Origin of the sequence: Streptococcus sp. 1001283B150225_161107_H12, from assembly GCF_015552665.1 — a bacterium.
GTDB lineage: Bacteria > Bacillota > Bacilli > Lactobacillales > Streptococcaceae > Streptococcus.
Map to the genome: position 1 here is coordinate 635553 of NZ_JADNFC010000001.1, position 24837 is coordinate 660389.

General features: G+C 35.9%; 16 protein-coding genes and 1 pseudogene. All 17 read left to right on the forward strand.

The features are described 5' to 3' along the window. Nucleotides 1–54: 54 nt before the first annotated feature. Nucleotides 55–2064, forward strand: a complete 2010-nt coding sequence (locus tag I2C87_RS02935; RefSeq protein ID WP_049498273.1) for a DUF1430 domain-containing protein — start codon at nt 55–57, stop codon at nt 2062–2064. 1 nt (nt 2065) lies between these two features. Continuing rightward, complete coding sequence (locus tag I2C87_RS02940) at nt 2066–2698, forward strand: putative bacteriocin export ABC transporter (protein ID WP_000623394.1); 633 nt, start codon at nt 2066–2068, stop codon at nt 2696–2698. A gap of 593 nt (nt 2699–3291) precedes the next feature. Then, nucleotides 3292–3591, forward strand: a complete 300-nt coding sequence (locus tag I2C87_RS02945; protein ID WP_033685091.1) for a hypothetical protein — start codon at nt 3292–3294, stop codon at nt 3589–3591. Further along, on the forward strand, nt 3581–4069 hold the full coding sequence (locus tag I2C87_RS02950) for a hypothetical protein (RefSeq protein ID WP_049498270.1): 489 nt from the start codon (nt 3581–3583) through the stop codon (nt 4067–4069). Before I2C87_RS02945 ends, I2C87_RS02950 begins: the two co-directional genes overlap by 11 nt. Further along, nucleotides 4069–5946, forward strand: a complete 1878-nt coding sequence (locus tag I2C87_RS02955) for a VirD4-like conjugal transfer protein, CD1115 family (protein WP_070587394.1) — start codon at nt 4069–4071, stop codon at nt 5944–5946. Before I2C87_RS02950 ends, I2C87_RS02955 begins: the two co-directional genes overlap by 1 nt. 20 nt (nt 5947–5966) lie before the next feature. Further along, the gene (locus tag I2C87_RS02960; protein ID WP_000494028.1) at nt 5967–6209 is read left to right on the forward strand and encodes a hypothetical protein; all 243 of its coding nucleotides are present in this window, start codon (nt 5967–5969) and stop codon (nt 6207–6209) included. A gap of 16 nt (nt 6210–6225) precedes the next feature. Beyond that, entirely contained in the window at nt 6226–7080 is an 855-nt protein-coding gene (locus tag I2C87_RS02965) for a hypothetical protein (protein WP_001054254.1), read from the forward strand. A gap of 53 nt (nt 7081–7133) precedes the next feature. Continuing rightward, nucleotides 7134–7493 (forward strand): PrgI family protein, encoded by a 360-nt coding sequence (locus I2C87_RS02970; RefSeq protein ID WP_001097587.1) that lies wholly within the window; start codon nt 7134–7136, stop codon nt 7491–7493. Continuing rightward, nucleotides 7444–9801 (forward strand): VirB4-like conjugal transfer ATPase, CD1110 family, encoded by a 2358-nt coding sequence (locus I2C87_RS02975; protein ID WP_195323904.1) that lies wholly within the window; start codon nt 7444–7446, stop codon nt 9799–9801. The genes I2C87_RS02970 and I2C87_RS02975 overlap by 50 nt, the downstream gene beginning before the upstream one ends. An 11-nt stretch (nt 9802–9812) precedes the next feature. Continuing rightward, nucleotides 9813–12626, forward strand: a complete 2814-nt coding sequence (locus I2C87_RS02980) for a phage tail tip lysozyme (protein ID WP_195323905.1) — start codon at nt 9813–9815, stop codon at nt 12624–12626. 936 nt (nt 12627–13562) lie between these two features. Further along, a complete protein-coding gene (locus tag I2C87_RS02985) occupies nt 13563–14294 on the forward strand; it encodes an ABC transporter ATP-binding protein (RefSeq protein WP_000247939.1) in 732 nt (243 codons plus the stop codon). 17 nt (nt 14295–14311) lie between these two features. After that, on the forward strand, nt 14312–15628 hold the full coding sequence (locus I2C87_RS02990) for an FtsX-like permease family protein (RefSeq protein ID WP_000915988.1): 1317 nt from the start codon (nt 14312–14314) through the stop codon (nt 15626–15628). Nucleotides 15629–16058: 430 nt separating this feature from the next. Next, nucleotides 16059–16469: a thrombospondin type 3 repeat-containing protein gene (locus tag I2C87_RS02995; RefSeq protein WP_000387507.1), complete on the forward strand. Its 411-nt coding sequence runs from the start codon at nt 16059–16061 to the stop codon at nt 16467–16469. A 47-nt stretch (nt 16470–16516) separates the two neighbouring features. Continuing rightward, nucleotides 16517–22729: a DEAD/DEAH box helicase family protein gene (locus I2C87_RS03000; protein ID WP_229046121.1), complete on the forward strand. Its 6213-nt coding sequence runs from the start codon at nt 16517–16519 to the stop codon at nt 22727–22729. 74 nt (nt 22730–22803) lie between these two features. After that, nucleotides 22804–23088: a DUF5962 family protein gene (locus I2C87_RS03005; protein WP_195323907.1), complete on the forward strand. Its 285-nt coding sequence runs from the start codon at nt 22804–22806 to the stop codon at nt 23086–23088. Between the two features lie 13 nt (nt 23089–23101). After that, nucleotides 23102–23398, forward strand: a complete 297-nt coding sequence (locus tag I2C87_RS03010) for a DUF5966 family protein (protein ID WP_048789096.1) — start codon at nt 23102–23104, stop codon at nt 23396–23398. Nucleotides 23399–23789: 391 nt separating this feature from the next. Next, nucleotides 23790–24305, forward strand: a pseudogene (locus I2C87_RS03015) (ABC transporter transmembrane domain-containing protein); the annotation flags it as partial. Between the last annotated feature and the right edge of the window lie 532 nt (nt 24306–24837).

Here is a 24837-nt window from a genome sequence, read left to right on the forward strand (position 1 = left end):
GGTTTATCCTAGAGAGAAGAAATCTCTCTAGGATAAACTAGAAAGAGTAGAATTATGAAACGTTTATTTATACATTTCTCGAACCTTTTTATTCTAATCTTTCTGCTTTGGATTGCCTTTATTTCACCTAATACGGTCATCCATCGAAGCCTACCTGTAATAGGGATTCTTCAACAAGAAAGGGAAGTTGTTTATGAAGAGCTTTCATCTAGCTTAGATCAGTTAGCAAAGGAAAACAATAGTTTGATTGCTCGTCAGATTCAAAAAACGGATTCTAAAGGGCAAGTCAAGTTTTCGTATGATATCTACGGAGAAGGAGCACTTCCTAATGGCATCAAAAAAGAAGAGAAAGAATTCGTTGCAAAGGAAAGTTTGCTTACCAATTACTATATACTATCTGGGAATTTAACCCTTGAAAAATTGGATCAAAAACTCCACGATCTTGGTTTTTCAAAAAGTTTCATGAATAAGCCCAATCCCCTGCAAAATTTTATGGTATTTTTTAGTTCGGGTTCCCAATCTCTAGCCTTGGTTATTTTTATCATCAGCTTTGCTGCATTGACCATTATTCAAAAAACACTTGAAATGAGAAGTGCAGGGATTCGTTACATTTCTGGAATAAGACGATACCAGCTCTTTGGACATTCTCTCATGGAAGACGGTAAAGAATTGTTTTTAGGGTGTATTGGTGGAAGTGTCTTAGGAGCTATTCTGATTTATTATTTACAATTGACCCCTTTTGCCTATTCTCTCATCATTTCAGCTAGTATTATTTACAATACACTTTTATTTATTTTATCTGCTTTCCTATCCTTTTTCTTTGCATTCAGTATTCAGACAGTACACTTGGTTAGCCTTTTAAAGGGGAAAATTCCATTAAAAAGAGTCTTGTTTTTTCTCTTTACATGTCAATTTCTTGCAATCACTGTCATTGGTCTCTCAATTCATCGTGTCAGCATCTATGGCTCTATCTGGCAGACTTATCAAGAGGGAAGTTTGGCTTGGTCTAAAGAGACAAATTGGATACAAATTAGTGTGAATCGGGAAGAGGTTTTACAAAAGACAAACAAAGAAATGCAAAATGAACAAAGAGCTAAATGGTCTAAACTGATCGAGTCTGGCATTGAAAAAGGTGGACTTTTGGTCCATCATCAGCTTGCCGCATTTAATTCAAAAGGCTTCATGAACGATCCTAGAACAGGGAGAGAGCTTTCGATCACAGATTACGATCCTCTTGCCAACACCCTGTATGTAACACCAAATTACCTTGATATCCAAAGGATCTTAGTTTCCCCTGAGGAAAAAGAGCGCTTGAATCACTTGCAAGCTGGAGAATTTGGACTCTTGCTTCCTGAAAAGTTGAAAGGGCAAGAAGAGGAGTTGAAAAAACGCTATGAAGATTATCTGACTCCTAGTGATGAACAAGGAAAGAGTCAGTTGCCTATGAAAGCACGGGTGACCTATCTTCCTAACAACCAAAAACGATTTATCTATAATAATACACCGATGATCTATCAGCAATTCTTGACAGACCCGATTTTGGTTGTTGTTCTACCTAGAAGCTTTGGTGGCTACGATAATCCTTATTTCTCTCATCTTAATTCTTATCTTTACTTTGATGGTCTGGAAAAAAGCAAGAAACTAGTAGTTGAGAATGGGCTTGAAAAAAATGTTAGTCAATATGACTATGCGGCGTCTGTATACCAGCAGATGATCCAAACCATTCAATTAGAGAATCTCATTACCATTGCAGGAGGAATCTTTGCAATAGCTACTTCCATACTACTCTTTAACACCATGAATTTCCTCTATTTTGAAGAGTTTAGAAGACCAATCTTCTTGAAGAAGATTGCAGGTCTGGGATTTGTAAAGATTCACCAAATGATTTTGCTCTCAGAAAGTATCCTCTTACTATTAGGAAGCTTCCTGACATTCCTTCTCACTCAAGAATGGTGGATTGCTCTTGTCACTCTCTTGCTATTTATTACTAATGCTTGGTTTATTCTCCTGTACCGGTCTCATAAAGAAGACCACTTGTTAGCCACTGTACTGAAAGGAGCCTAATATGATTAGCATAGAACATTTAACCAAATCATTTGGCCAACGAACGGTCTTTCAAGATTTGAGCTTGCAATTTACAGAAGGTAAGGTCTATGCTCTGATCGGAAATAGCGGGTGTGGTAAAACAACCTTGCTTAATATCTTGGCAAAGTTAGAGCCTTATGAAAAGGGAAGTATCAGCTATCAAGGGCAAGAATTGAAACAAATCAAACAGCATCACTTCTTTAAGCATGAATTAGGCTATCTCTTTCAAAACTTTGGCCTACTTGAAAATGAGACTATCGCTACAAATTTAGATTTGGGATTGATTGGGCAAAAATTAACGAAAAAAGAGAAGAAGCAACAAGAAGAAGAAGTGCTCAAAAAAGTAGGATTGGCTTACCTTGCTCTGGATCAAAAGATTTTTGAATTATCTGGAGGAGAGGCGCAACGTGTCGCATTAGCTAAAGTTATTTTAAAAGATCCACCTTTAATTTTGGCAGATGAACTAACTGCAGCACTGGATCCAGAAACCTCACAAGAGGTGATGGACTTGCTCTTAATGTTAAAGAATCAAGAGCGTATAATCATTATTGCAACCCATAATCCCGATATTTGGAATCAAGCAGATGAAGTTATAAATTTAAATCAATTATAGTTACAGTCAATAGATATCTTCTATATTTTAAAGTTATTTTATCTGAATCCGTAAAAGCAGTTCAATTGAACTGCTTTTTTCTTCTACGACTTACACTGTTTGGTTTCATGAGCAAGCCCCTCAAAGTGAATTAATAACAAATCATTAGAAATCATAGTGATGAAATTTCTGTAACGGAAGTAGAGCGAATTGCTGAACCATTAAATGAGTATCTCTCGAAGTAGAAGCGTCTATTTTGACTTTTAGTTTGATAGAATGGTAGTTTGAAAATGTAAATGATAGCTACTGTTCATAAAACATATAAGGTACGTACGGTGTTGTGAGAGGAGCTAGAAATTAGCACTTACCTTATTATTCCAACAACCCCAAAAATGTGATAAAAATTTCAACTACTCTTATCTATAATAAAGCTACCTGTTCTTTGAAAATTGAATCCACTCCGTCTTGATTAGCGTGCCTGTGTAAGTAGGGACTGAGAGTATTTCCCTGTGAAGGGCAACTGGCACAAGACGTGTGTGAGAATTTTCTAACAGACACGGAGTTTATCGTTACCAGACTTAAACGATGCGACAAACTAGATAAAGGAGTTAATCATGAAGGTAGTAAACTTGTATGATTTGAAACAAATGGGAAATAAAGGTGGTTGTACCATCCAATTGATTCATCACTTTCCTTTTGGTATGGGCTTAGGACATCTCAAAAAAGACTACATTGAATTTAAACGTGTTGGTATCGTTGATGGGAAAGCAGTAGAAGTTACTCTTCGAGAACCTTATTCGAGAGATCTACTGCAGGTTGTCAAGTCGATTAAGCAACGTCAGAAATTGATAGCTTATCGTTATAAAGAAGGAAAGCTGCTATTTGTGAAGAAGGAGGTATCAGATGTCCTCTGAACAACAGGAACGAATGGCAGTTCAATATGCTGAGCGTAGTCTTTTATTCACTGTCAAAAGTCTTTTAAAGATTCTAGAATGGTCTAGACGTCAGGCTTTAGCACAGGATTCCGCCTATAAGATAGGGGTGCAGAAATTAGAAGAATTGCTACAATCTCCTTATTCGATTGATACGATTAATCTGAAAAAAGATTTTTTAGACAAACCAATTGATTTAGAGAAATTTAAAGCTTTTTTAGAAAAAGAAGAGATTCCTTTAGCCATCGCTTGGCAAGGGGATTCTCTACATTTCTACACGAAAGACCGTTCGATTCTGGACAATCATTTAGACCATCTGTTAGAAAAAATGGTTAATGATCCGGAGAAATTAGCTGATTTTACCATGGATCAGTCACTAGACCAAGCTATTGATGAAGCTAAATCCCAAATTACCTTTAGACAAGAAGGAGCCGTCAAACAGAAAGAGATGGTGAGATGATGTACAGTGGAAAGAAATTCCTACTATTCTCACTGTTAGGCATCTTACTAGGCTATCTTTTCCATCGTTTGACGCTTTTGTATGATTCCTATACTGGAAATAGCTTAGATAAATGGACTCATCTTCTGATGGAAGGTCAAGATGAAGTTCTTCAGTCGCCATGGAATGTTTCCTTTACTGGAAAATCAAGTGCTTTTTTTCTACTAGGCTTTGTGATGATGTTGCTGGTTTATCTCTATTTAGAGACTGGCAAAAAACAATACCGAGAAGGGGTAGAATACGGGAGCGCCCGTTTTGGAACTCTAAAAGAAAAGAAGCTCTTTTACGGAAAGGAATTTTCTCATGATACGATCTTAGCACAAGACGTTCGTCTGACATTATTAGACAAAAAACCACCCCAATATGATAGAAATAAGAATATTGCGGTGATAGGAGGTTCAGGAAGTGGGAAAACCTTTCGCTTTGTGAAACCCAATCTGATTCAGATGAATAGTTCTAATATTGTAGTGGATCCTAAAGATCACTTGGCCGAGAAAACAGGCAAACTCTTTTTAGAACATGGCTACCAAGTAAAGGTGTTAGATTTAGTCAATATGAAGAACTCAGATGGCTTCAATCCATTTCGCTATATAGAGACAGAAAATGATTTGAATCGCATGCTGACGGTTTATTTTAATAACACCAAAGGCTCTGGCTCCCGTAGTGATCCATTTTGGGATGAAGCTTCTATGACTTTGGTACGAGCTTTAGCTTCCTACTTGGTCGATTTCTATAATCCACCCAAAACAAGAGAACAGCTCATAGAAGAAAGTCGTTTAAGTCAAAAAGAATACCAAAACTTGTTGAAACGTCAAAAAATAGAAGTGGAAGAGCGAAAAAAACGAGGGCGTTATCCAAGTTTTGCTGAAATATCAAAACTCATTAAACACTTATCCAAGGGTGAAAACCAAGAAAAAAGTGTCTTAGAAATTCTATTTGAAAATTATGCTAAGAAGTATGGGACTGAAAATTTTACCATGCGAAATTGGGCAGATTTTCAAAATTATAAGGATAAGACTCTGGATTCTGTTATAGCTGTAACCACTGCTAAATTTGCCCTCTTCAATATTCAGAGTGTCATGGATTTGACCAAAAAAGATACACTTGATATGAAGACATGGGGCCAGGAAAAATCAATGGTTTACTTAGTTATCCCCGATAACGATAGTACCTTTCGCTTTCTTTCAGCCCTCTTTTTTTCAACTGTATTTCAAACCCTAACAAGACAAGCAGATATTGATTTTAAGGGTCAATTGCCTCTTCATGTGAGAGTCTATTTAGATGAATTCGCAAATATCGGAGAAATTCCAGATTTTGCTGAACAAACCTCAACAGTCCGTTCTCGAAATATGAGTCTCGTTCCTATTCTACAAAATATTGCCCAACTTCAAGGGCTCTATAAAGAAAAAGAAGCTTGGAAAACCATTCTTGGGAACTGTGATAGCTTAGTATACTTAGGTGGTAATGATGAAGATACCTTTAAATTTATGAGTGGTTTACTCGGTAAACAAACCATTGATGTTCGAAATACTAGTCGTTCCTTTGGCCAGACAGGTTCAGGATCCCTTTCTCATCAAAAGATTTCTCGTGATCTAATGACACCCGATGAGGTCGGAAATATGAAACGGCATGAATGCTTGGTTCGAATTGCCAATATGCCTGTCTTTAAAAGCAAAAAATACAATTCAACCAAGCATCCAAACTGGAGGTACCTAGCCAATCAAGAAAGCGATGAACGGTGGTGGAACTATCAAATCAATCCTTTGAATCAAAATCAAGAAAATCATCTTGAAGGCCTTAGAATTCGTGATTTAACTTTTGAATCTAGTTTAAAATAAAAATAGAAAAGAGGAAATACATGTTTACGCATTTTAAAGGTTTTGTTTATGGAGTAGACGCAAGTGCTATGTTTGCACAAGCTATGTCTTTGTTACAGAAGGGATTGATTGCCGTTGGTGCCTTTCTCGTTGTTGTGGGGATTGTCAATCTTGCAACCAACATTAAAGATGGAGGACCAGGTGTTCGGAATGCCATTCTTGAAATTGTCGGTGGAGTTATGGTCGGGGCTGCTGGAGCCTTTGTAACCCAGATTTCAATTTAGGAGGATAAACAATGACATGAATCTTAGTTTAGTCTCACCCTTTGTTTACCTTGCATCTGAAAAAATATCAGCTGAAAATTTATTTGAAGGATTTAATGTAGATTTACAATCTACGGTAGATCTGATTAAATCACTATCTAACTACAATCCAACCGTTTGGACTTATATGTCTAGTATTACTAAAAGTGTCATGCAGCCCCTTGGAGTTGCGATTTTATCGGTTGTTCTCATCCTAGAATTTTCGAAGATGGCTAAGAAAATTGCTAACTCTGGTGGAGCGATGACCTTTGAAGCCTTAGCGCCAATGCTGATTAGTTATATTATGGTCGCAGTTGTAATTACCAACACTACCGTCATTGTAGAAGCCATCATCGGGATTGCGAGTCATGCCATTGAACAAGTGGCCTCGATTGTGGCTCACGGTGGGGCAAAGTATGATACACTCTCTGGATTAAAAGGGTCAGGATTTATTGGCCGGATGATTGTGGGCTTTTTCGCCCTCCTCATTTGGCTTGTTCGGATAGTAAGTGCAGCCATGGTTAATCTTTTGGTATCTATTCGATTTATTCAACTCTACCTTATGATCCCATTTGCCCCTCTTACGATTCCAACATTTTTAAGTGATGAATGGAAGTCTATTGGTTTAGGCTATTTAAAAAATATTATGGTCTATGCGGTACAAGGGGTTCTTATTTTTCTGATTGTTTCTCTTGTTCCTTTGTTTGAATCTGCTGGTAAAATAGCTGTTTCAAATGGTGCAGGAGTCCTGCAATCACTTGCGATTATGTTTGGTAGTTTGGTACAAGCTATCTTACTGATTATTGCCCTCGTTGGTTCTCAACGTACGGCTCGCTCAATCTTAGGTATGTAATTAGATAAAGGCTAGGAAGTGGTTGCTTCTTAGCCTTTTTAGAAAGGAAAGTCATGAATACACGTGTCTTTAAAGACATCTCAAAATACCAACACAGGGCTTGGTTAGGTTTCACCACAAGACAAATCATCTTTGTTTTACCAGCCTTTATTGTCACAATTATTGTTTTGGGCTTGAATCTCTTTTTCTGGCAATTTGGAGATTGGTTTGTTTACGGTTTTGTGTTTGCTTTTACCATCCCCCTCTTGCTTTTTGGAGTCTATAAACCCAATGATTTATATTTTGAACATTATTTGAAATACCGTCTTCATTTTGAACTAACGATACCCCTACGCACAATTTCAGGAAAGAAAGGACTTGAACATGAAAAGAAAATCAAATACATTAAAGAAACAAAAGACTTCAACGACTAATAAAAAGGAAGAAGTTAAAGATAAAAAAGAGGAAGTGTTACCATCAACGGCTAATACTCTTTCCTATCAAGCCTTGTATCAAAATGGTCTGATGCAGGTAAAAGAAGATTATTTTTCACAAAGCTATTTACTTGGTGATGTCAATTACCAGACCGTTGGTTTAGAAGATAAGGGAGCAATCATTGAGAAGTATTCTGATTTGATTAACTCTTTAGATGACCAAACCAACTTCCAATTGACCATTTTTAATAAAAGATTGAATTTAGAAAAATTCAGACACAGTGTTTTGTATGAGGAAAAAGAAGATGGGTACGATAGCTATCGTAAAGAATTGAATCGGATGATGAATCAAAATTTAGATAGTGGTGAAAATAACTTTTCGGCTGTGAAACTGATTAGTTTTGGTAGAAAGGATTCTAATCCCAAACAAGCCTATCGTTCCTTGTCCCAAATTGGAGAATATTTCAAGAGTGGTTTCTCAGAAATTGATGCACGTTTTGAATCCTTGGCTGGTGAAGAACGTGTCAACTTATTGGCGGATATGCTTAGAGGAGAACACCATCTTCCTTTTTCTTACCGTGATTTAACGAGATCGGGTCAGACAACTCGTCACTTCATAGCACCTAATCTCTTGGATTTTAAAAACAAGAATTACCTACAAATCAATGATCGCTTATTGCAGATTGTCTATGTGAGAGATTATGGCATGGAATTAGGGGATCAGTTTATTCGAGATCTCATGCAAGGAGATTTGGAATTGATTGTAAGCCTTCATGCTCAAAGTTCGACTAAGGCAGATGCTATGAAGAAACTACGAACAAAGAAGACCTTGATGGAATCTCAAAAGATTGGGGAACAACAAAAACTAGCTCGTACAGGTATCTATTTGGAAAAAGTAGGCCATGTTTTAGAAAGCAATATCGATGAAGCTGAAGAACTCTTAAAAACCATGACCGAGACAGGAGATAAACTATTTCAAACAGTCTTTTTGATTGGTGTTTTTGGTCAGGATGAAGAAGAACTCAAACAAGCACTAGACACGATTCAACAAGTGGCCGGCTCAAATGACCTAATGATTGATAAACTTCCATATATGCAAGAAGCAGCCTTTAATAGTTTGCTGCCATTTGGTTGTGATTTTTTAGAGGGAGTATCACGGAGTTTATTAACGTCCAATATAGCAGTGAACTCTCCATGGACTTCAGTAGATTTACAAGACCGCAGTGGGAAATATTACGGTATCAATCAAATCTCAAGTAATATTATTACCATTGATCGCAGCCTATTAAATACACCGTCTGGTCTGATTTTAGGAACATCTGGAGCTGGGAAAGGGATGGCAACCAAGCATGAAATTATCACGACCAAAATCAAGGAATCTGGTGAAAATACTGAAATTATCATTGTGGATCCAGAAGCAGAATACAGTGTCATTGGACGAGCTTTTGGGGGAGAAATGATTGATATTGCGCCCGATTCCCAAACTTATCTCAATGTCCTTGACTTGTCTGAAGAAAATATGGATGAAGATCCTGTAAAGGTAAAATCAGAATTTCTTTTATCCTTTATCGGCAAGTTATTGGATAGAAAAATGGATGGAAGAGAAAAATCGATTATCGACCGAGTTACCAGACTCACCTATCAGTCATTTAAAGAGCCTTCTTTGGAAGAATGGGTCTTTGTCTTGAGCCAACAACCAGAAGAAGAAGCGCAGAACTTGGCACTTGATATGGAACTGTATGTCGAAGGTTCTCTTGATATTTTTTCTCATAAGACCAATATTCAGACAGGATCTAACTTCTTAATCTATAATGTTAAAAAGTTAGGAGATGAGCTGAAACAAATCGCTCTTATGGTAGTGTTTGATCAGATATGGAATCGTGTTGTTCGGAACCAAAAATTAGGGAAGAAGACCTGGATTTATTTTGATGAGATGCAGCTTCTCTTATTAGATAAATATGCCAGTGATTTCTTCTTTAAATTGTGGAGTCGTGTCAGAAAATATGGAGCCAGTCCGACTGGAATAACTCAAAACGTCGAAACCTTATTGTTAGATCCAAATGGTAGACGGATTATTGCAAATAGTGAATTTATGATTCTCCTCAAGCAAGCAAAAAATGACCGAGAAGAACTAGTTCAACTCTTAGGCTTGTCAAAAGAACTCGAAAAATACCTTGTCAATCCAGAAAAAGGGGCAGGACTGATAAAAGCTGGTTCAGTTGTCGTACCCTTTAAAAATAAGATTCCTCAAGGTACTCAATTGTTTGATATCATGAGTACGGATCCTGATAAAATGGCTTCTAACTAAGGGGAAGTAGAATGAAGGATAAAAGAAAAATCATACGTGCCCGAAAGGCATTTAGAAGAAGTCTAAAAGATGAGAAGAAATTCTTGAAACAAGGAAAGAAGGAGGTGAAGAAACAGAAAAAAGATTCCGCTGTACTGGATGAAAAAGCATGGAAAAAAGAGATAAAAGAAAAGCTAGAGGAGATGAGAGAAGCTTCAAAGGAGAGAGTAAAACAAGCAAATGAAGACTACAATCATATTCTTCAAAATAGTCCTCCATCTCTTTTGAATCGAAAAGAATTAAGAGACAGACGGTTGCCTCATGCTAGGAAACGATTGAAAATAGCCAAGAAGCAATTTAAGGATGCAAAGGTAGAAGCAAAAGAAGAAAGAAAAGAGAGTCGTAAAGAAAGAAAAACCAATCAAAAATTTCTTTATGGTCAGGAATCGAAAGCAAAATCTAATTTTTTCTTTCAAGGGAAGAGTTTAGAAGAATTAAAAGCTAAGAAAGAAGTCAAGGCTGCAAAAGAGAATCTAAAATCTACTAAACAAGCCTATAAGTCCAAAAAAGTAAGTAGGAAAGCCAAAACTTTTCTTTATGTCCTTGGACGTGAAGGTGGAGAGTTAGCTTCAGAAAATGAAGATTTAGAAGGCTATCGCACACTTCAAGAGACCATTAGAAAAGGGAAACGCTACAGTAGGCTTTCTTATAATCTTGGGAAAGCTAGTGTCAAAACAGGACAAGCAACAGGTCGTTTTACCAAGAAAAGACTGACCAACACAAAAGAGCGATACCATCATTTTAAGGCTGGAAAAGGATGGAAACTAGGGAAAGAGAATCCAAGTTCCTTTAAAAATCAGTTTCGAAAATTAAAGAAACAAGGTCTTACTAGTGTCCGAAATATCTATCAAAAACTAAAAGCAGCCTTTTCCTTCTTTACATTTGTGGCCGGAAATCCTGCAACCTGGATAGTTGGAGGAATAGTCTTTCTTCTTTTACTTATGATGAGCTTCTTTTTAGGATTTTCATCTGCTAGTTTGATTCAACAAGATGAATTTGAATTAACAAAAGCTTATACCCACCTAACCTGGGAAGACGCAGAACATACTCGCACAAATGACAAAGGAATTACTTATTACACAAAAGTTGATGATGTGATGGGGTATATGAACTTTAAATTCCATGACTATGAGTTACACAAACCAGTTCACTTATTTAGTTCCGAAACTTACAAGGATTATCTGTCTACTTTGTGGCATGATTTAAACGATGGGGATGATTTGAAATCCATGCAAGACCTCTATGAAACTCCTAAGTATAAACTATCGAAAGACGATCAAGAGGAAATAAAGGAACTAAAAGAAGAGGGTGTCTATGCTTCCATGCAGGAATTGGACAATCCATTTGAGGGGAAAAGCAACGAAGATAGTCTAACCATGACTTATCGTTATGGATACTATGATTTAGATGGAAAACCTACCCTTCAGGAGTACATTCTACTAGAAGCGAAGGCTCACCAAACAATTGTCGCACCAATGGATGGAGTTGTATCTCTTGACGGAGATGATGTTATCCTTACTAACGGAAAAGGAGAGAATGAGAGTCGATTGACCTTGTATTCTATTCATAATGGCCGTGCGATTGAGGGAACAAGGGTCTTAACTGGTGATGTTATTGGTGAGACACCAGACGATACAGGTTTGAAAGTTTCCTATCAAAAGTATAAGAACAAGAAAGAAAAATTGGTGTATGTCAATCCGCAATTTTATTTTCCAAAAGTCATTCAACTTCAGACAACTATCTTACCTGCCATTGGTCAGTTTGGTGGGGATGAGTTTGAACGAGCAAAACATATTTATGAGTTTTTGAAATCTCAAGGGGCAAGTCCCCAAGCCATTGCGGCTATTTTAGGAAATTGGTCGGTAGAATCTTCTATCAATCCTAAACGAGCTGAAGGGGATTATTTATCTCCTCCAGTTGGCGCTACCGATTCCTCATGGGATGATGAAAGATGGTTAGCGATAGGAGGGCCAGCCATTTATAGTGGTGCTTATCCTAATATCCTTCATAGAGGTTTGGGGTTAGGTCAATGGACGGATACCGCAGATGGGTCAACACGTCATACAGCTTTGTTAAATTATGCACGCACCCAAAATAAGAAATGGTATGATTTAGACCTCCAACTTGATTTTATGCTTCATGGGGATAGTCCTTACTATCAAAGTTGGTTAAAGGATTTCTTTAAAAATACGGGTAGTGCAGCCAATCTCGCCCAACTCTTCCTTACCTATTGGGAGGGAAATTCTGGTGACAAACTACTGGAAAGACAAACTAGAGCAACGGAATGGTATTATCAAATTGAAAAAGGCTTTAGTCAAACAAATGGAGGACAGGCAAAAAGTGACCCACAATCCCTTGAAGGGGTTCGTGGGGACTTGTATGATCATTCTGTTCCTGGTGGTGGAGATGGTATGGCCTATGCCTATGGACAATGTACATGGGGTGTTGCGGCTCGTATGAACCAGTTAGGATTAAAGCTAAAAGGTAGAAACGGAGAGAAGATTTCAATCATTAATACCATGGGAAATGGTCAGGACTGGGTTGCGACAGCTTCAAGTCTTGGTGGGGAAACTGGCTCTACACCAAGAGCAGGTGCCATTGTTTCTTTTGTGGGAGGTACACATGGCACACCAGCAGACTATGGTCATGTGGCTTTTGTCGAGAAAGTTTATGATGATGGCTCTTTCCTTGTGTCTGAAACCAACTATGGGGGCAACCCTAACTATACCTTTAGAAAAATCTCTCAAGCAGATAGTGCCATCAGTTTTGCTTATACGACCAAATAGAAGAGTTTACACTTGAAATTGTAGCTATTTAAAGATACAATATGTCTATAAATGAGTGGTCGGCTCATGGTCAATCTGATAGTAATCTTGGACATAAGGGCCAAGCGGTGGCGGACACCAGAACAAAATCCGATAGCAATCTTGGACGTACGGGCCAAGCGGTGGCAGACACCAGAATAAACCGACTGATTAGGTGGCTTACAGGTTCAGTAAGTCATCTTTTTTATATAAAAAAACAGTAAGAAAGCGTAAAAAATCAATTCCTGTACTAGCGTGTAATTGAAATTTTTTAGTTTTGGCGTTAGAACTGTTTCCTCAGTCCTAGCCCCTTCTCTTTTTGATAAGTATGCTTGGCGGAAAGTAGTTTGTAAATGATTCTGAGAATCTTATGAGCATAAGCAATGACGGCCTTCATCTTGCTTACTCTTTGGGAAATTCTATTATAAAAAAAAGAAAAAGCTGGATCCTTGGAATGTGCTGCAATTAATCCCGACATGGTCAAAGCCTGTTTTATTTAGCGATTTCCTTGCGTGATGTGTGAGGATTTTTTAATGCCAGCACTATAGGCTAAACATCTTTTTCTGTCATGAGTTAGCAGGCTCTGCCTGCTTAGAGTTTTACATATGCTACTATCTTAGTTATAGCTAACTTAAATTCTCATTTATTAAGTATACCTAAGTTTTATGTTTAAATTTTGTATAGAATAGTTGTATCACTTAACAAAGCTATGTTTACGCTTTCAATCAAGCCTCATTTATGATACTATTATGGTAATAGAAAAAATTCTTAGTTCGCTAAAAACCTTTATTCGAGATCCAGAGGAAATAGAAATTTTATCCATTAAAAATACGTTTCATAAGTTACTTACTTAATATTAATAGAATTCCAATTTGTATAATTAAATCAAAGATGACACTGGAATCAGGAGGATTTATTATGGTTAATAATGTAGCTGTTAAAGTCTCAAACCTTTCAAAAGAATTTTTGTTAGGGCAAGACAAAACTGTCTCTATTTTGAAAGATGTTTCTTTATCTGTCAATTACGGGGAATTTGTATCAATACTTGGTGTCAGTGGTTCTGGAAAGTCTACTTTGCTAAGTTGCTTATCAAGTTTATCTGAACCAACAAGTGGCGAAGTTGTTATCAATGGTATAAATCCATATACCTTAAAAGAAGGGAAGCTTGCTAAATTTAGAAGGCAAGATATTGCAATTATTTTTCAAAACTATAATCTGGTACCCGCTCTACCTGTACTAGAAAATGTTACACTTCCTCTGAGACTCTCAGGAAAGAGTGTTGATAGAAATAAAGTAAAAAAAATGTTGGATAGTTTGAATTTTAAAGCAGAACTATCATCATTAGTTGCTACCTTATCAGGTGGAGAACAGCAAAAAGTGGCTATTACTCGTGCAATAATAGCTGATAGTAAAATTATTTTTGCTGATGAGCCAACAGGAGCTCTGGACAGCGTCTCAAGAAAACTTATTTTTGAAACACTTCGTAATTTAGCGAGTCAAGGAAAATGTGTTCTTATGGTCACTCATGATATTGAGTTGGCTTCAAAAACTGACAGAGCACTCATTTTAAAAGACGGAAAAATATCTCGACAAATTATTAAACCTTCAGCTGATGAGCTCTATCAAGCACTTGAAAGTAGTAAAGATTAATTTGAGGAGGATTTATTATGCTAAAATTAATCATTTACCAATTTCAGTACTCAAAAAGACAATGGTTAGGAACAATACCATTACTATTTGTATCTAGCCTGATTGTTGGAACATCTTTATTTGGTATTGCTAGTGCAATAAAGACTGCTAATATTAACGCTTCACAACTTTTTCAAATGCTAATAGTTTTTGGCGGGACTACTCTATTTTTCCTTATTTCAAATAATATAAGACTGCTAATAGATATCTTTAAAAAGGATTACCAATTATGGGCTACCCTAGGCGCAAGCAGAACTCAGCTATCTTTATTAGTATCTGGACAGTTTTATTTAATGGCAGTGATTGTTAGTAGTATTGGTACAATACTTTCATTTATCATGGCAGATAGTTACTACAAATTTTTACAAAATTTATTAGGAAGAGATGAGTTACCTGATTTAGTTATTACAGCCAACATTCAATCAATTTTATTGAGTGTTTTCATAGTCCCAACAATTGTCGGGATAGGGGCTTACTTTTATTCAAGTCGTATACTTAAAATATCATCAATATTAAAACCAAAAAAGAAAAAAAGAAAAGTTACAGTAACTGGTTTTATTAACATCTCTGTTCGTTTAATCCTATGGTTACTATGTATAGGTTTGATTGTTTCAGCAAGTTTTAGTAGAAACAAAGAAATAATTTCAACACAGTCAAGCATAATATTATTTTTATTAATTATTCACATCCTTATTATTCAATCACTATCTCCATCAATTCAAGTGTTTCTAATAAAACTTTTAATGAGGATATTTCCAACTGAAAATTATGTAATTAATACAGGCTTTTGGAATCTACTATCCAATCCTAGTTATTTGAAAAGTATACAAACTTCAATGAGCATGGGAGTAACTCTCATTTCTGGGTTTATTCTTTACACCCAAAATATGTATTCATTCATGAATACAGCAAACGGTGTACTCGAAGCAAGAGCTTCCTTTATTGCTTATCTGTCTGCTCCAATTATTCTGATTATTACTAGTTCTATTTCTCTTACAATTTTATCTTCTAATAAAGATATTGAAGACATTAAACAGTTAAAGACACTGGGAGTGTCAAGATCACAACTTTTTAAAATACGTATAGGCGAGGCAATAATACATTCGGTGTTAATTTTATTAGTATCAGTAGTTTTCAATTTAATTATTTTAATTTTAGTTAGCTTTATTGGCCAACTTTTAGGCAGTAGTTTAATAGACATATCAGGTTTCTGGCAACCGAGTCTTATAGTTATTTCTTTGTTAGTTATTTTTTATAGTATTACAAAGGGATTTTATATATTTAGAGATAGATAAATTGGATTAGTTACTGATTCAAAAGAATACAAACACGTTTCAATCATGACTTCCATTATAAAAACCTCCTGTTAACTATTTGAACAATAGAACAAGAGGCTACTAGTAAGATATTTTCATGCTCAAGGCATATTCGAGTCATCTCATGACTCTTGTTCAACCAGTTTGACATACAGGCTAGGAAAAGCCCTATTAAAGATCACGTATTGGTATTGTTCACCTTTATTATAGGCTAAACATCTTTTTCTGTCATGAGTTAGCAGGCTCTGCCTGCTTAGAGTTTTACATGTAATCTATTTTAATAGTAATGTTTTATCATTTTTAAGAGAACGCAGTTTTAGCTCGTTCTCTTTTTTGTTGTGATACTTCTTTCAAGGAATATTTGGTAGGATTGGAGTGAAAAAAGATTAACTAGGAAAGAAGGAAGTATATGGAAGCCATTTATCAACGTGATTCGGATCAAGATGGACTAACTGATGCTCAAGAATTGGCGCTAGGAACCAATCCTCTTAGCGCAGATTCTGATGGTGATGGACGTTCAGATTTAGTGGAAATAGAAGAAGGAACCAATCCCTTAGAAAAGGATTTACAAGACATAGACCAAACAAGTATCACTGAACCGTCCTCAGTATTTATGGAAATGAAACAAGAGATTTCAGATATGATGGAGAGTCACTACAAGGAATTTATACAGGCTCTGATTAGTATTGAAACAGGGATTGAAAACCAACAAGACCTAGAAGACTTATATACTTACTACATGAGAACGGATGCCGTTTCTCTTTTATCTAGTGATTTAGAAATCAGTCCTCAAGAGGTTGAAATGGAGATAGAGTTGTAGGGGAATCATGTGATTCTCCTATTTTCGTATAGATGAAAGGAGCGAGTATGGAAGTAATACAATTATTGGCTATGTTTCGTGGAACAATTCCAAAAGATAGAGAGAAAATGGACTTATTTCTTCGTTATCAAGCGCAACATTTTGATGAGAAATGGCAGGATTTGGTAGAGAGTTTTTTGACTGAAGAGGGCAAAATAGAAGAGATACCTCATGTCTATTCGTTTCATCAAGATATTATTTCTTTCCTAGAGGACAGTTCTGAAAATAATGACCAAGATTTAGAAAGTTATACAAGAAATTTTGGACAAGCAGGTCTAAGTAAATTATCTCAATTAAGTAGTTGGGAGAAATACTTGGTGCAAGAAGTCGCAATCTATAACCTTTCCACTCGATTTTACATCCAATCTGAAAAAGAGAAGTTAGAACCATTAAGTGAGCTTGTATTTCATCAGAATCAGGATGTCAATTTAGTCAATGTCTATCGAGTTGCGAATAATCTATCTGACCGTATTAGTAGAGATATAGAGGAATTTCTTCTAATGGTTGACTCAAAAGAGCTTAAAAAAGAAGTTCTTGAGATTCATTTTGAAGAAAAAGAGGGAGATGTTCTAGCCTATTTGGGTTCAGAATTGATGGCTACTTTAGATACCGTTACGGATCTTGTCCAACATGAAGAAAACTACACACAACTCCCACTGACACAAAAGCTGAAGATTATTACTCATTTTGATGAAGTAAAGGCTATAAGAGAAAAGTCTAATCAAGTAGAGGAAGTTTTATCTCCTTCAAGTGATATTGAACAGGAAACGGAAGAAACGAACTCTTTTTCTAATGTCGATAAAATTGTAGAAGAAGCTTTGAGGGAATATCCAATCGGTTCACAAGTAAGTTATAAAGGACAAGTATTTCAATTGGTTTCGATTGAAAATGCACAGTTAAATGACTTAATTCGCCTAGAGCTATTAAATGATTCCAAGCAGTTATTTGAAGAGAATCCTATCTTATACTTGAACAGTTTGGAAGAGATTGAACAAGTATTGTCTCGTGTAGAACTTGAGAAAGAAGATTCAGAGATTGAGATTGATTCATCAAGTGAAAGTCAGGAAATAGATTTGTTTTCCTACCTGGAAGAAGAAAATAAAAAGGATAAGGAAACAGAAACGCTTATTGTAGGCATAGAAGAGACGGATGTCCCTGTTCAAGATTTTGTTTTTCCAGATGATTTAGAGGACTTTTATCCTAAGACAAATCGAGAAAAGATTGAAACGAATATCGCCGCAATTGAACTTGTTAAAAGATTAGAAAAAGAGGGACGACAAGCGAATCCAGAAGAACAAGAACTACTAGCTAAGTATGTCGGCTGGGGTGGTCTTGCTAATGAATTTTTCGATGAACTCAATCCAAAGTATGAAGTAGAACGTTTAACTCTTAAGAGCTTAGTAAGTAAATCAGAATACTCCACCATGAAACATAGTTCTCTCACAGCCTATTATACAGACCCAATGATTATTCGCCAGATTTGGCAAAAATTAGTGGACGACGGCTTTGAGGGTGGAAGGATATTAGATCCTTCTATGGGGACTGGGAACTTCTTTGCGGCTATGCCTAGAAGTATACGAGAGAGGTCAGAACTCTATGGAGTTGAATTAGACAGTGTGACAGGCGCAATCACAAAACAACTACATCCTAATGCTTATATTGAAGTTCGAGGATTTGAAGAAGTTCCCTTTCAAAATAATAGTTTTGATTTAGTCTTAACGAATGTTCCATTTGGAAATTTTCGCATTGCCGATAAAAACTATGATAAACCTTACATGATTCACGACTACTTTATCAAACACTCACTTGATTTAGTAAGAGACGGAGGGCAGGTGTCGATTATCTCTTCTATTGGCACAATGGATAAGCGGACAGATAATGTCTTACAAGAGATTAAATCTAGCACTCATTTTTTAGGGGGAGTTCGGTTGCCGGATACGGCTTTTAAAAAGATTGCAGGTACTCGAGTGACCACAGATCTCCTCTTCTTTCAAAAGGATCAAGCAAAGAATCTTAATGAGGAGGAACTTGTCTTTAGTGGCTCTATTCCCTTTGAGGAGGATAAGCGTGTCTGGATCAATCCTTATTTTGATGGGAAATACAATACACAAGTTTTGGGTGAATATGAGGTACGTAATTTTAATGGAGGAACCCTCAATGTTAAGGGGGAATCAGAAACATTAGCTACTGACATAATGAAAGCATTAGAGAATGTAGAAGCACCTAAACAAATTGACAATTCTTTGAAAGCACCTGTTTTTATCCAAGAAGAAGTGGATAATTCTATCCCAAGTCATATACGTGAGAACTTAGCGCTCTATTCTTTTGGATATGAGAGAAATCAAATTTATTATCGAGATACGCATGGCATTCGGAAAAGTTCAAAAGTAGACGAAATTAGTTATTATGTAGATGAGAAGGGAGATTTTAAAGCTTGGGACAGTTCCTTGTCTGAACATAAAATAGATCGATTCGTGCAACTTCATTTGACAGATGAGGAAGCACTAGATGTATACAAGTCAGAAGAAGCGAGTAAAAGAGGGAAATATAAGAGCTTGTTCAAAAAAACGGTCTTTTATGAAAGCCCCTTATCGGATAAGGATATTAGTCGCATTAAGGGCATGGTTGATTTGAGAGAGACATATCAAGCCTTAATTGAAATTCAACGCCATCCAGATTATAGTCGGACAGATTTTCAGGTATTACTTAGTAAACTCAATCGTGACTATGATCGGTTTGTAAGCCAATTTGGATACTTGAATGTCTCAGTCAATCGGAACTTATTTGATAGTGACGATAAGTATTCTTTACTAGCAAGTTTAGAAGATGAATACATTGATTCTAAAGATCAGAAAGTAAAATATAAAAAATCTTTAGCCTTTGAGAAAGCATTGGTTAGGCCGGAGAGAGTGATTACAAGAGTATCAACGGCTTTAGATGCCTTAAACTCTAGTTTATCGGATGGTAGAGGGGTTGATTTAGACTATATGGTATCAATTTATCCTGAACATAGCCAAGCTGCTATTTTAGATGAGTTAGGTGACCAGATTTTAATGGATCCAGAAAGCTATTTAAGAGGGCAAAGAAAATACCTTTCTAAGAACCAGTTTTTATCAGGAGATATTCTCAACAAGATAGAAGTAGTTCAACTATTAGTGGAGGAAAACAACCAAGAATATGATTGGAACCATGCTTTAGATTTGTTAGAATCTGTTCGCCCTCCAAGGATTCATCTGGCAGATATTGAGTTTAAAATAGGGTCACGTTGGATTCCTCAATCCGTTTATGGTAAATTTGCCTTTGAATGTTTTACCAATCATGAATTTGAATTGTCTTCGCCAGATGTTGAACAAGTCATTGAAGTGAATCCTGTCGATGGCCAGGTTCATTTAAGGACATCATTTGCTTATCGCTATCCAAGTGCTAAAGATAGTAGTCTTGGAGTTAGTGGGTCACGTTATGATACAGGAAGAAAGATTTTTGAGAATTTACTTAATTCGAACCAACCGACGATTACCATGACTGTTACGGAAGGAGAAAAGAAAAAGACCATCACAGATTTGGAAAAAACCTCTGTTCTAAGAGCAAAAGAGCAGCATTTACAAGAGCTCTTTCAAGAATTTGTCTCACGGTATCCAGAAGTCCAACAGGTCATTGAGGAAAGCTATAATCGTCTTTATAATCGAACGGTTAGTCGAGAGTATGACGGTAGCCATCTAGTCATTGATGGCTTGGCACAAAACATCAGTCTTCGCCCTCACCAAGAGAATGCCATTCAAAGAATTGTAGAAGAAAAAAGAGCCTTATTAGCTCATGAGGTAGGTTCAGGAAAGACCTTGACCATGCTTGGTGCTGGGTTTAAATTAAAGGAGTTGGGGATGGTTCATAAGCCCTTGTATGTGGTTCCCTCTAGTTTGTCTGCTCAGTTTGGCCAAGAAATCATGAAATTTTTCCCTACTAAAAAGGTCTTTGTGACCACTAAGAAAGATTTTGTGAAGGCGAGAAGAAAACAATTTGTGTCACGTATTATTACAGGAGATTACGATGCCATTGTCATTGGGGATTCTCAATTTGAAAAAATCCCTGTCAGTAAGGAAAGACAGATGAATTATATAGAGGATAAACTCAATGAACTACGAGAAATTAAAACAAATTCTGAAAATAAGTATACCGTTAAAGAAGCAGAACAATCAATAAGTGGTCTAGAGAAACAATTGGAAGAACTCCAACGCTTTAATCGTGATAGTTTTATTGATTTTGAAAACTTAGGAATTGATTTTCTCTTTGTGGATGAAGCACATCACTTTAAAAATATTCGTCCAATTACTGGACTTGGAAATGTAGCAGGGATTACCAATACAACGTCTAAGAAGAATGTGGATATGGAAATGAAGGTTCGACAGATTCAGGAAGAACATGATTTTAAAAATATTGTTTTTGCGACAGGAACACCTGTTTCCAATTCTATTAGTGAGTTGTATACTATGATGAACTACATTCAACCAGATATCTTAAAACGATATCAAGTTGATTATTTTGACTCTTGGGTCGGTGCTTTTGGAGAAATTCAAAACTCTATGGAATTAGCTCCTACAGGGGATAAGTACCAGCCTAAGAAACGATTTAAAAAGTTTGTCAATCTACCTGAGTTGATGAAAATCTACAAAGAAACAGCCGACATTCAAACACAAGATATGTTGGATTTACCTGTTCCAGAAGCTCATATTATCCCTATTGAGAGTGAGTTAACTGAAAACCAGAAACTCTATCTAGAAGAATTGGTTATGAGGTCAGATGCGGTCAAATGTGGAACAGTTGATCCGAGTCAGGATAACATGTTAAAGATAACAGGAGAAGCACGGAAACTAGCAATTGATATGCGTTTATTAGACACTAGTTATAGTCTAACAGACAATCATAAACTGCTTCAGGTAGTGGATAATGTTGAAAGAATTTATCGTGAAGGAATGGAAAATAAGGCTACTCAGATGATTTTTTCGGATATTGGAACACCTAAGAAAAAGGACAATGGCTTTGATGTTTATTCTGAGATTAAGGCTTTATTAGTTGATAGAGGAGTCCCTAGTAAGGAAATTGCCTTTGTACATGATGCCAATAGTGATGAAAAGAAGAATAGTTTGTCTCGAAAGGTCAATGCAGGAGAGGTGCGGATCTTACTTGCCTCAACTGAAAAAGGAGGAACAGGTTTAAATGTTCAGAGCAAGATGAAAGCAGTTCATCACCTGGATGTACCGTGGAGACCAAGTGACATTCAGCAACGCAATGGACGGATTATCCGACAGGGAAATGAAAACAAGGAAGTGGATATTTACCACTACATTACCAAAGGTTCATTTGATAATTATCTATGGGCAACTCAGGAGAACAAACTTCGTTATATTAAGCAGATTATGACTTCTAAGGAGCCGATTCGTGCTGCGGAAGACATTGATGAACAGACCATGACAGCTTCTGATTTTAAGGCACTAGCAACAGGTAATCCTTATCTCAAATATAAGATGGAACTAGAGAATGATCTAACTCTATTAGAAAATCAAAGACGCGCCTTTCAACGCAGCAAGGATCACTATCGTCATACAATCTCTTACTGTGAAGAAAATATGCCCATTCTTGAGAAACGATTAAGCAAGTATGAAGGCGACATTCAACAGTCTGAAATATCGAAAGACCAGTCATTTTCTATGACGGTAGGCAAGCAAGCTTTTGATCAAAGAGCTGAAGCAGGGGAATCCCTACACCGTCTTATCCGTCATAATCAAGCTGACAGCAAAGAATTCCGAACCCTAGCAAGCTATAGAGGATTTGAAATAAAAATGATTAGTCTTCCAACAAATCAACCTCTTCCTGAAACCTTCTCTGTTAAGATTGTAGGAGAAAATCAATATTCTGTCAGTTTAGATTTGTATTCTCCTTTGGGGACAATTCAAAGACTTCAGCATACGATTGATCATATTAAAGAGGACCAAGTGAAAACTCAGAACTTATTGGATGAATTAAAGGATAAATGGGCTACTGCTAAAGTTGAAATTGAGAAAAACTTTCCAAAGGAAGAGGATTATCAAACTAAAAAGACCGAATACGATGTACTCGCGCCATTGATTGAAACAGAAACGGATTTAGATATTATTGATCAGGCCTTAAGACAATTCCACGAAAAAGGAAAAGAAAAGCAAGAACAACTTTCTTTTGAATTGGATTAAAAAATAGATACAAATAGCGGACAAGAAAAGAAAAGCGCGGTAGAATAAAGATAGAAAGAAACGAGGTAACGATTATGATGGAAGATACCTATTATCAATTAGAAGAGGCCTTAGTACAGGGATTTCAAACACCTGAAGAATACCAAGCCTACAAGGAGCTAAAGGAACATTATGAGGAAATTACTGGGGATTACAGTTTTTCTAAACGAGAACTCACTAGTCAATTGGAAATCTCTCTTCAGAATCATCTAGGTGTGGAGTTTGAAGAACATGAAAAAGAGGAGTATTTGGACTTAGTTCAAAAATTAGAAGAGTTTGATTCCTCTCTTGCCACCCATTATCGTCAATTGATTGACTAGAAAGGAGAAAGTCATGAATGATTTACTCCTTATCCCAGTAATTTTTTTAGCAGTTGGAGGAATTCTCATTCTTTTATGGAGACTCTTTCTTATTGCCAGTGGACTTTTCCTGATTGGTTTTGTCAGTTTTCTTATTTTCGTGGAGGTTTATGGAATTTATTTGTTCTTTACTGAACCTACTTTATATTTTGATGATATCAGACAATATGGTTTAACTAGTTTTACGGCTGTGTACCTTTTCATCAATCTGATGTTGGTTCTAGGATTTAGTTGGCGCTTCATTAACTCCATAAATAAGCATAAAATGTGAACTTTTTAGATAGTTAAAAGACTTTATTCAAAGGTAAGTTTGAATAAAGTCTTTTTGTTGATGTGCTTATAATCCCGTCTTAGTACTTAGTGTGAGAAACAAAAAGAGATGAATTAAAATTAAAGTGTACAGAATGCTTTAGAGTTTCTATTTTTCTTATAATATATAGTAATTTCGGTACAAATTAACTTGTATATTTTATCTAGTTTAGTGTGATATATTCATTGTTAAATAAAAATATGAGTTCTCCTCTTATTCTAAAAAATAATTATTTTATAATTTTTTTATATTTAGTGTAAATTATTCATTGCGTCCCAAATGCGGGAAGTTTGTTTCTGATTTTCATATTTGGATTATAATATTCTCATCAGAGTTACTTAAGGAGTAAGATATGAACCAGATTATGAAACAATATAAATTTCTATATTTCTTGATTATTTTATTAAGCTTGACAAGTGCTGTTTTAATGACATTCTTCTCTCTTCAATTAGGAAGAATACTTGATAGTATAACTAATTCAAATAGTGGATTACTCTTTCATATCACTATTTGTGTAAGTTTAATTTTACTGTGGTTCTTTATCTCTTGTTCTTATTCCTATCTTAAAAATCAATATGTAAAAAAAGTTATTATAGATCTAAAAAAGGGTCTCTTATTACATTATTTATCGCGTGAATTTAACCAAATTGACAACCGTAACCATTCAGATTTCTTAAATAATATCACCAAAAATAGTGACCTTATTCAAGAAAATTTATTGATTCCTAGAATCTCTCTAATTGCAAATTTAGGGACCCTTATCATGAGTGTGGTTGCCATTATCTATATAGAATGGCGATTAGCATTAGTCTTTCTTTTATTGTCGAGTATAACGATTTTTCTATCTCAAATTCCTGTAAAAATTATTGAACATGAAATAGCTTCATTACATGCCAATGAAATACTAGATGATAAGAGAATCCCGTGGATGTTGTAATTTTTGTACTCTAATGTTATATATTGAGGTAGTTTCTTTTTCAATATCTTTCTTTGCTAAAAGAACTTTGTAAGACCCTTTACATCCATTTAAGTAAAAAGAGATATCACTTTGAACTGCACCCCAAAAGTTAGATCTTTTCCGTCTAACTTTTGGGGTGCAGTTCAAGCTCTACTAGAGTATTTACACATAATTATTGACAGTATATGAAAAAATTGACAATATCATTTTTGTTGACAGAAACTTCATAATTAAGGATTATCTCTGTGTAGTTTAACCTTTCATTTACAGAAAACACTTTACCTAATTTTACTTCAAATACATACCCAAACTTAGATAATGCCTCTCTTAAAATAGGTGTCCAAACGTCTATGATATAATTATTCATGGTTCTTCTTACTCTCTTTCATCCTATCATTTTTTATTTGATTTTACTATTTAGATTGACTCTTTGTCAACTTTT

Coding starts and splice junctions, on each gene's coding strand:
- I2C87_RS02935 (WP_049498273.1), top strand. CDS start 55: ATGAAACGTTTATTTATACATTTCTCGAACCTTTTTATTCTAATCTTT.
- I2C87_RS02940 (WP_000623394.1), top strand. CDS start 2,066: ATGATTAGCATAGAACATTTAACCAAATCATTTGGCCAACGAACGGTC.
- I2C87_RS02945 (WP_033685091.1), top strand. CDS start 3,292: ATGAAGGTAGTAAACTTGTATGATTTGAAACAAATGGGAAATAAAGGT.
- I2C87_RS02950 (WP_049498270.1), top strand. CDS start 3,581: ATGTCCTCTGAACAACAGGAACGAATGGCAGTTCAATATGCTGAGCGT.
- I2C87_RS02955 (WP_070587394.1), top strand. CDS start 4,069: ATGTACAGTGGAAAGAAATTCCTACTATTCTCACTGTTAGGCATCTTA.
- I2C87_RS02960 (WP_000494028.1), top strand. CDS start 5,967: ATGTTTACGCATTTTAAAGGTTTTGTTTATGGAGTAGACGCAAGTGCT.
- I2C87_RS02965 (WP_001054254.1), top strand. CDS start 6,226: ATGAATCTTAGTTTAGTCTCACCCTTTGTTTACCTTGCATCTGAAAAA.
- I2C87_RS02970 (WP_001097587.1), top strand. CDS start 7,134: ATGAATACACGTGTCTTTAAAGACATCTCAAAATACCAACACAGGGCT.
- I2C87_RS02975 (WP_195323904.1), top strand. CDS start 7,444: ATGAAAAGAAAATCAAATACATTAAAGAAACAAAAGACTTCAACGACT.
- I2C87_RS02980 (WP_195323905.1), top strand. CDS start 9,813: ATGAAGGATAAAAGAAAAATCATACGTGCCCGAAAGGCATTTAGAAGA.
- I2C87_RS02985 (WP_000247939.1), top strand. CDS start 13,563: ATGGTTAATAATGTAGCTGTTAAAGTCTCAAACCTTTCAAAAGAATTT.
- I2C87_RS02990 (WP_000915988.1), top strand. CDS start 14,312: ATGCTAAAATTAATCATTTACCAATTTCAGTACTCAAAAAGACAATGG.
- I2C87_RS02995 (WP_000387507.1), top strand. CDS start 16,059: ATGGAAGCCATTTATCAACGTGATTCGGATCAAGATGGACTAACTGAT.
- I2C87_RS03000 (WP_229046121.1), top strand. CDS start 16,517: ATGGAAGTAATACAATTATTGGCTATGTTTCGTGGAACAATTCCAAAA.
- I2C87_RS03005 (WP_195323907.1), top strand. CDS start 22,804: ATGATGGAAGATACCTATTATCAATTAGAAGAGGCCTTAGTACAGGGA.
- I2C87_RS03010 (WP_048789096.1), top strand. CDS start 23,102: ATGAATGATTTACTCCTTATCCCAGTAATTTTTTTAGCAGTTGGAGGA.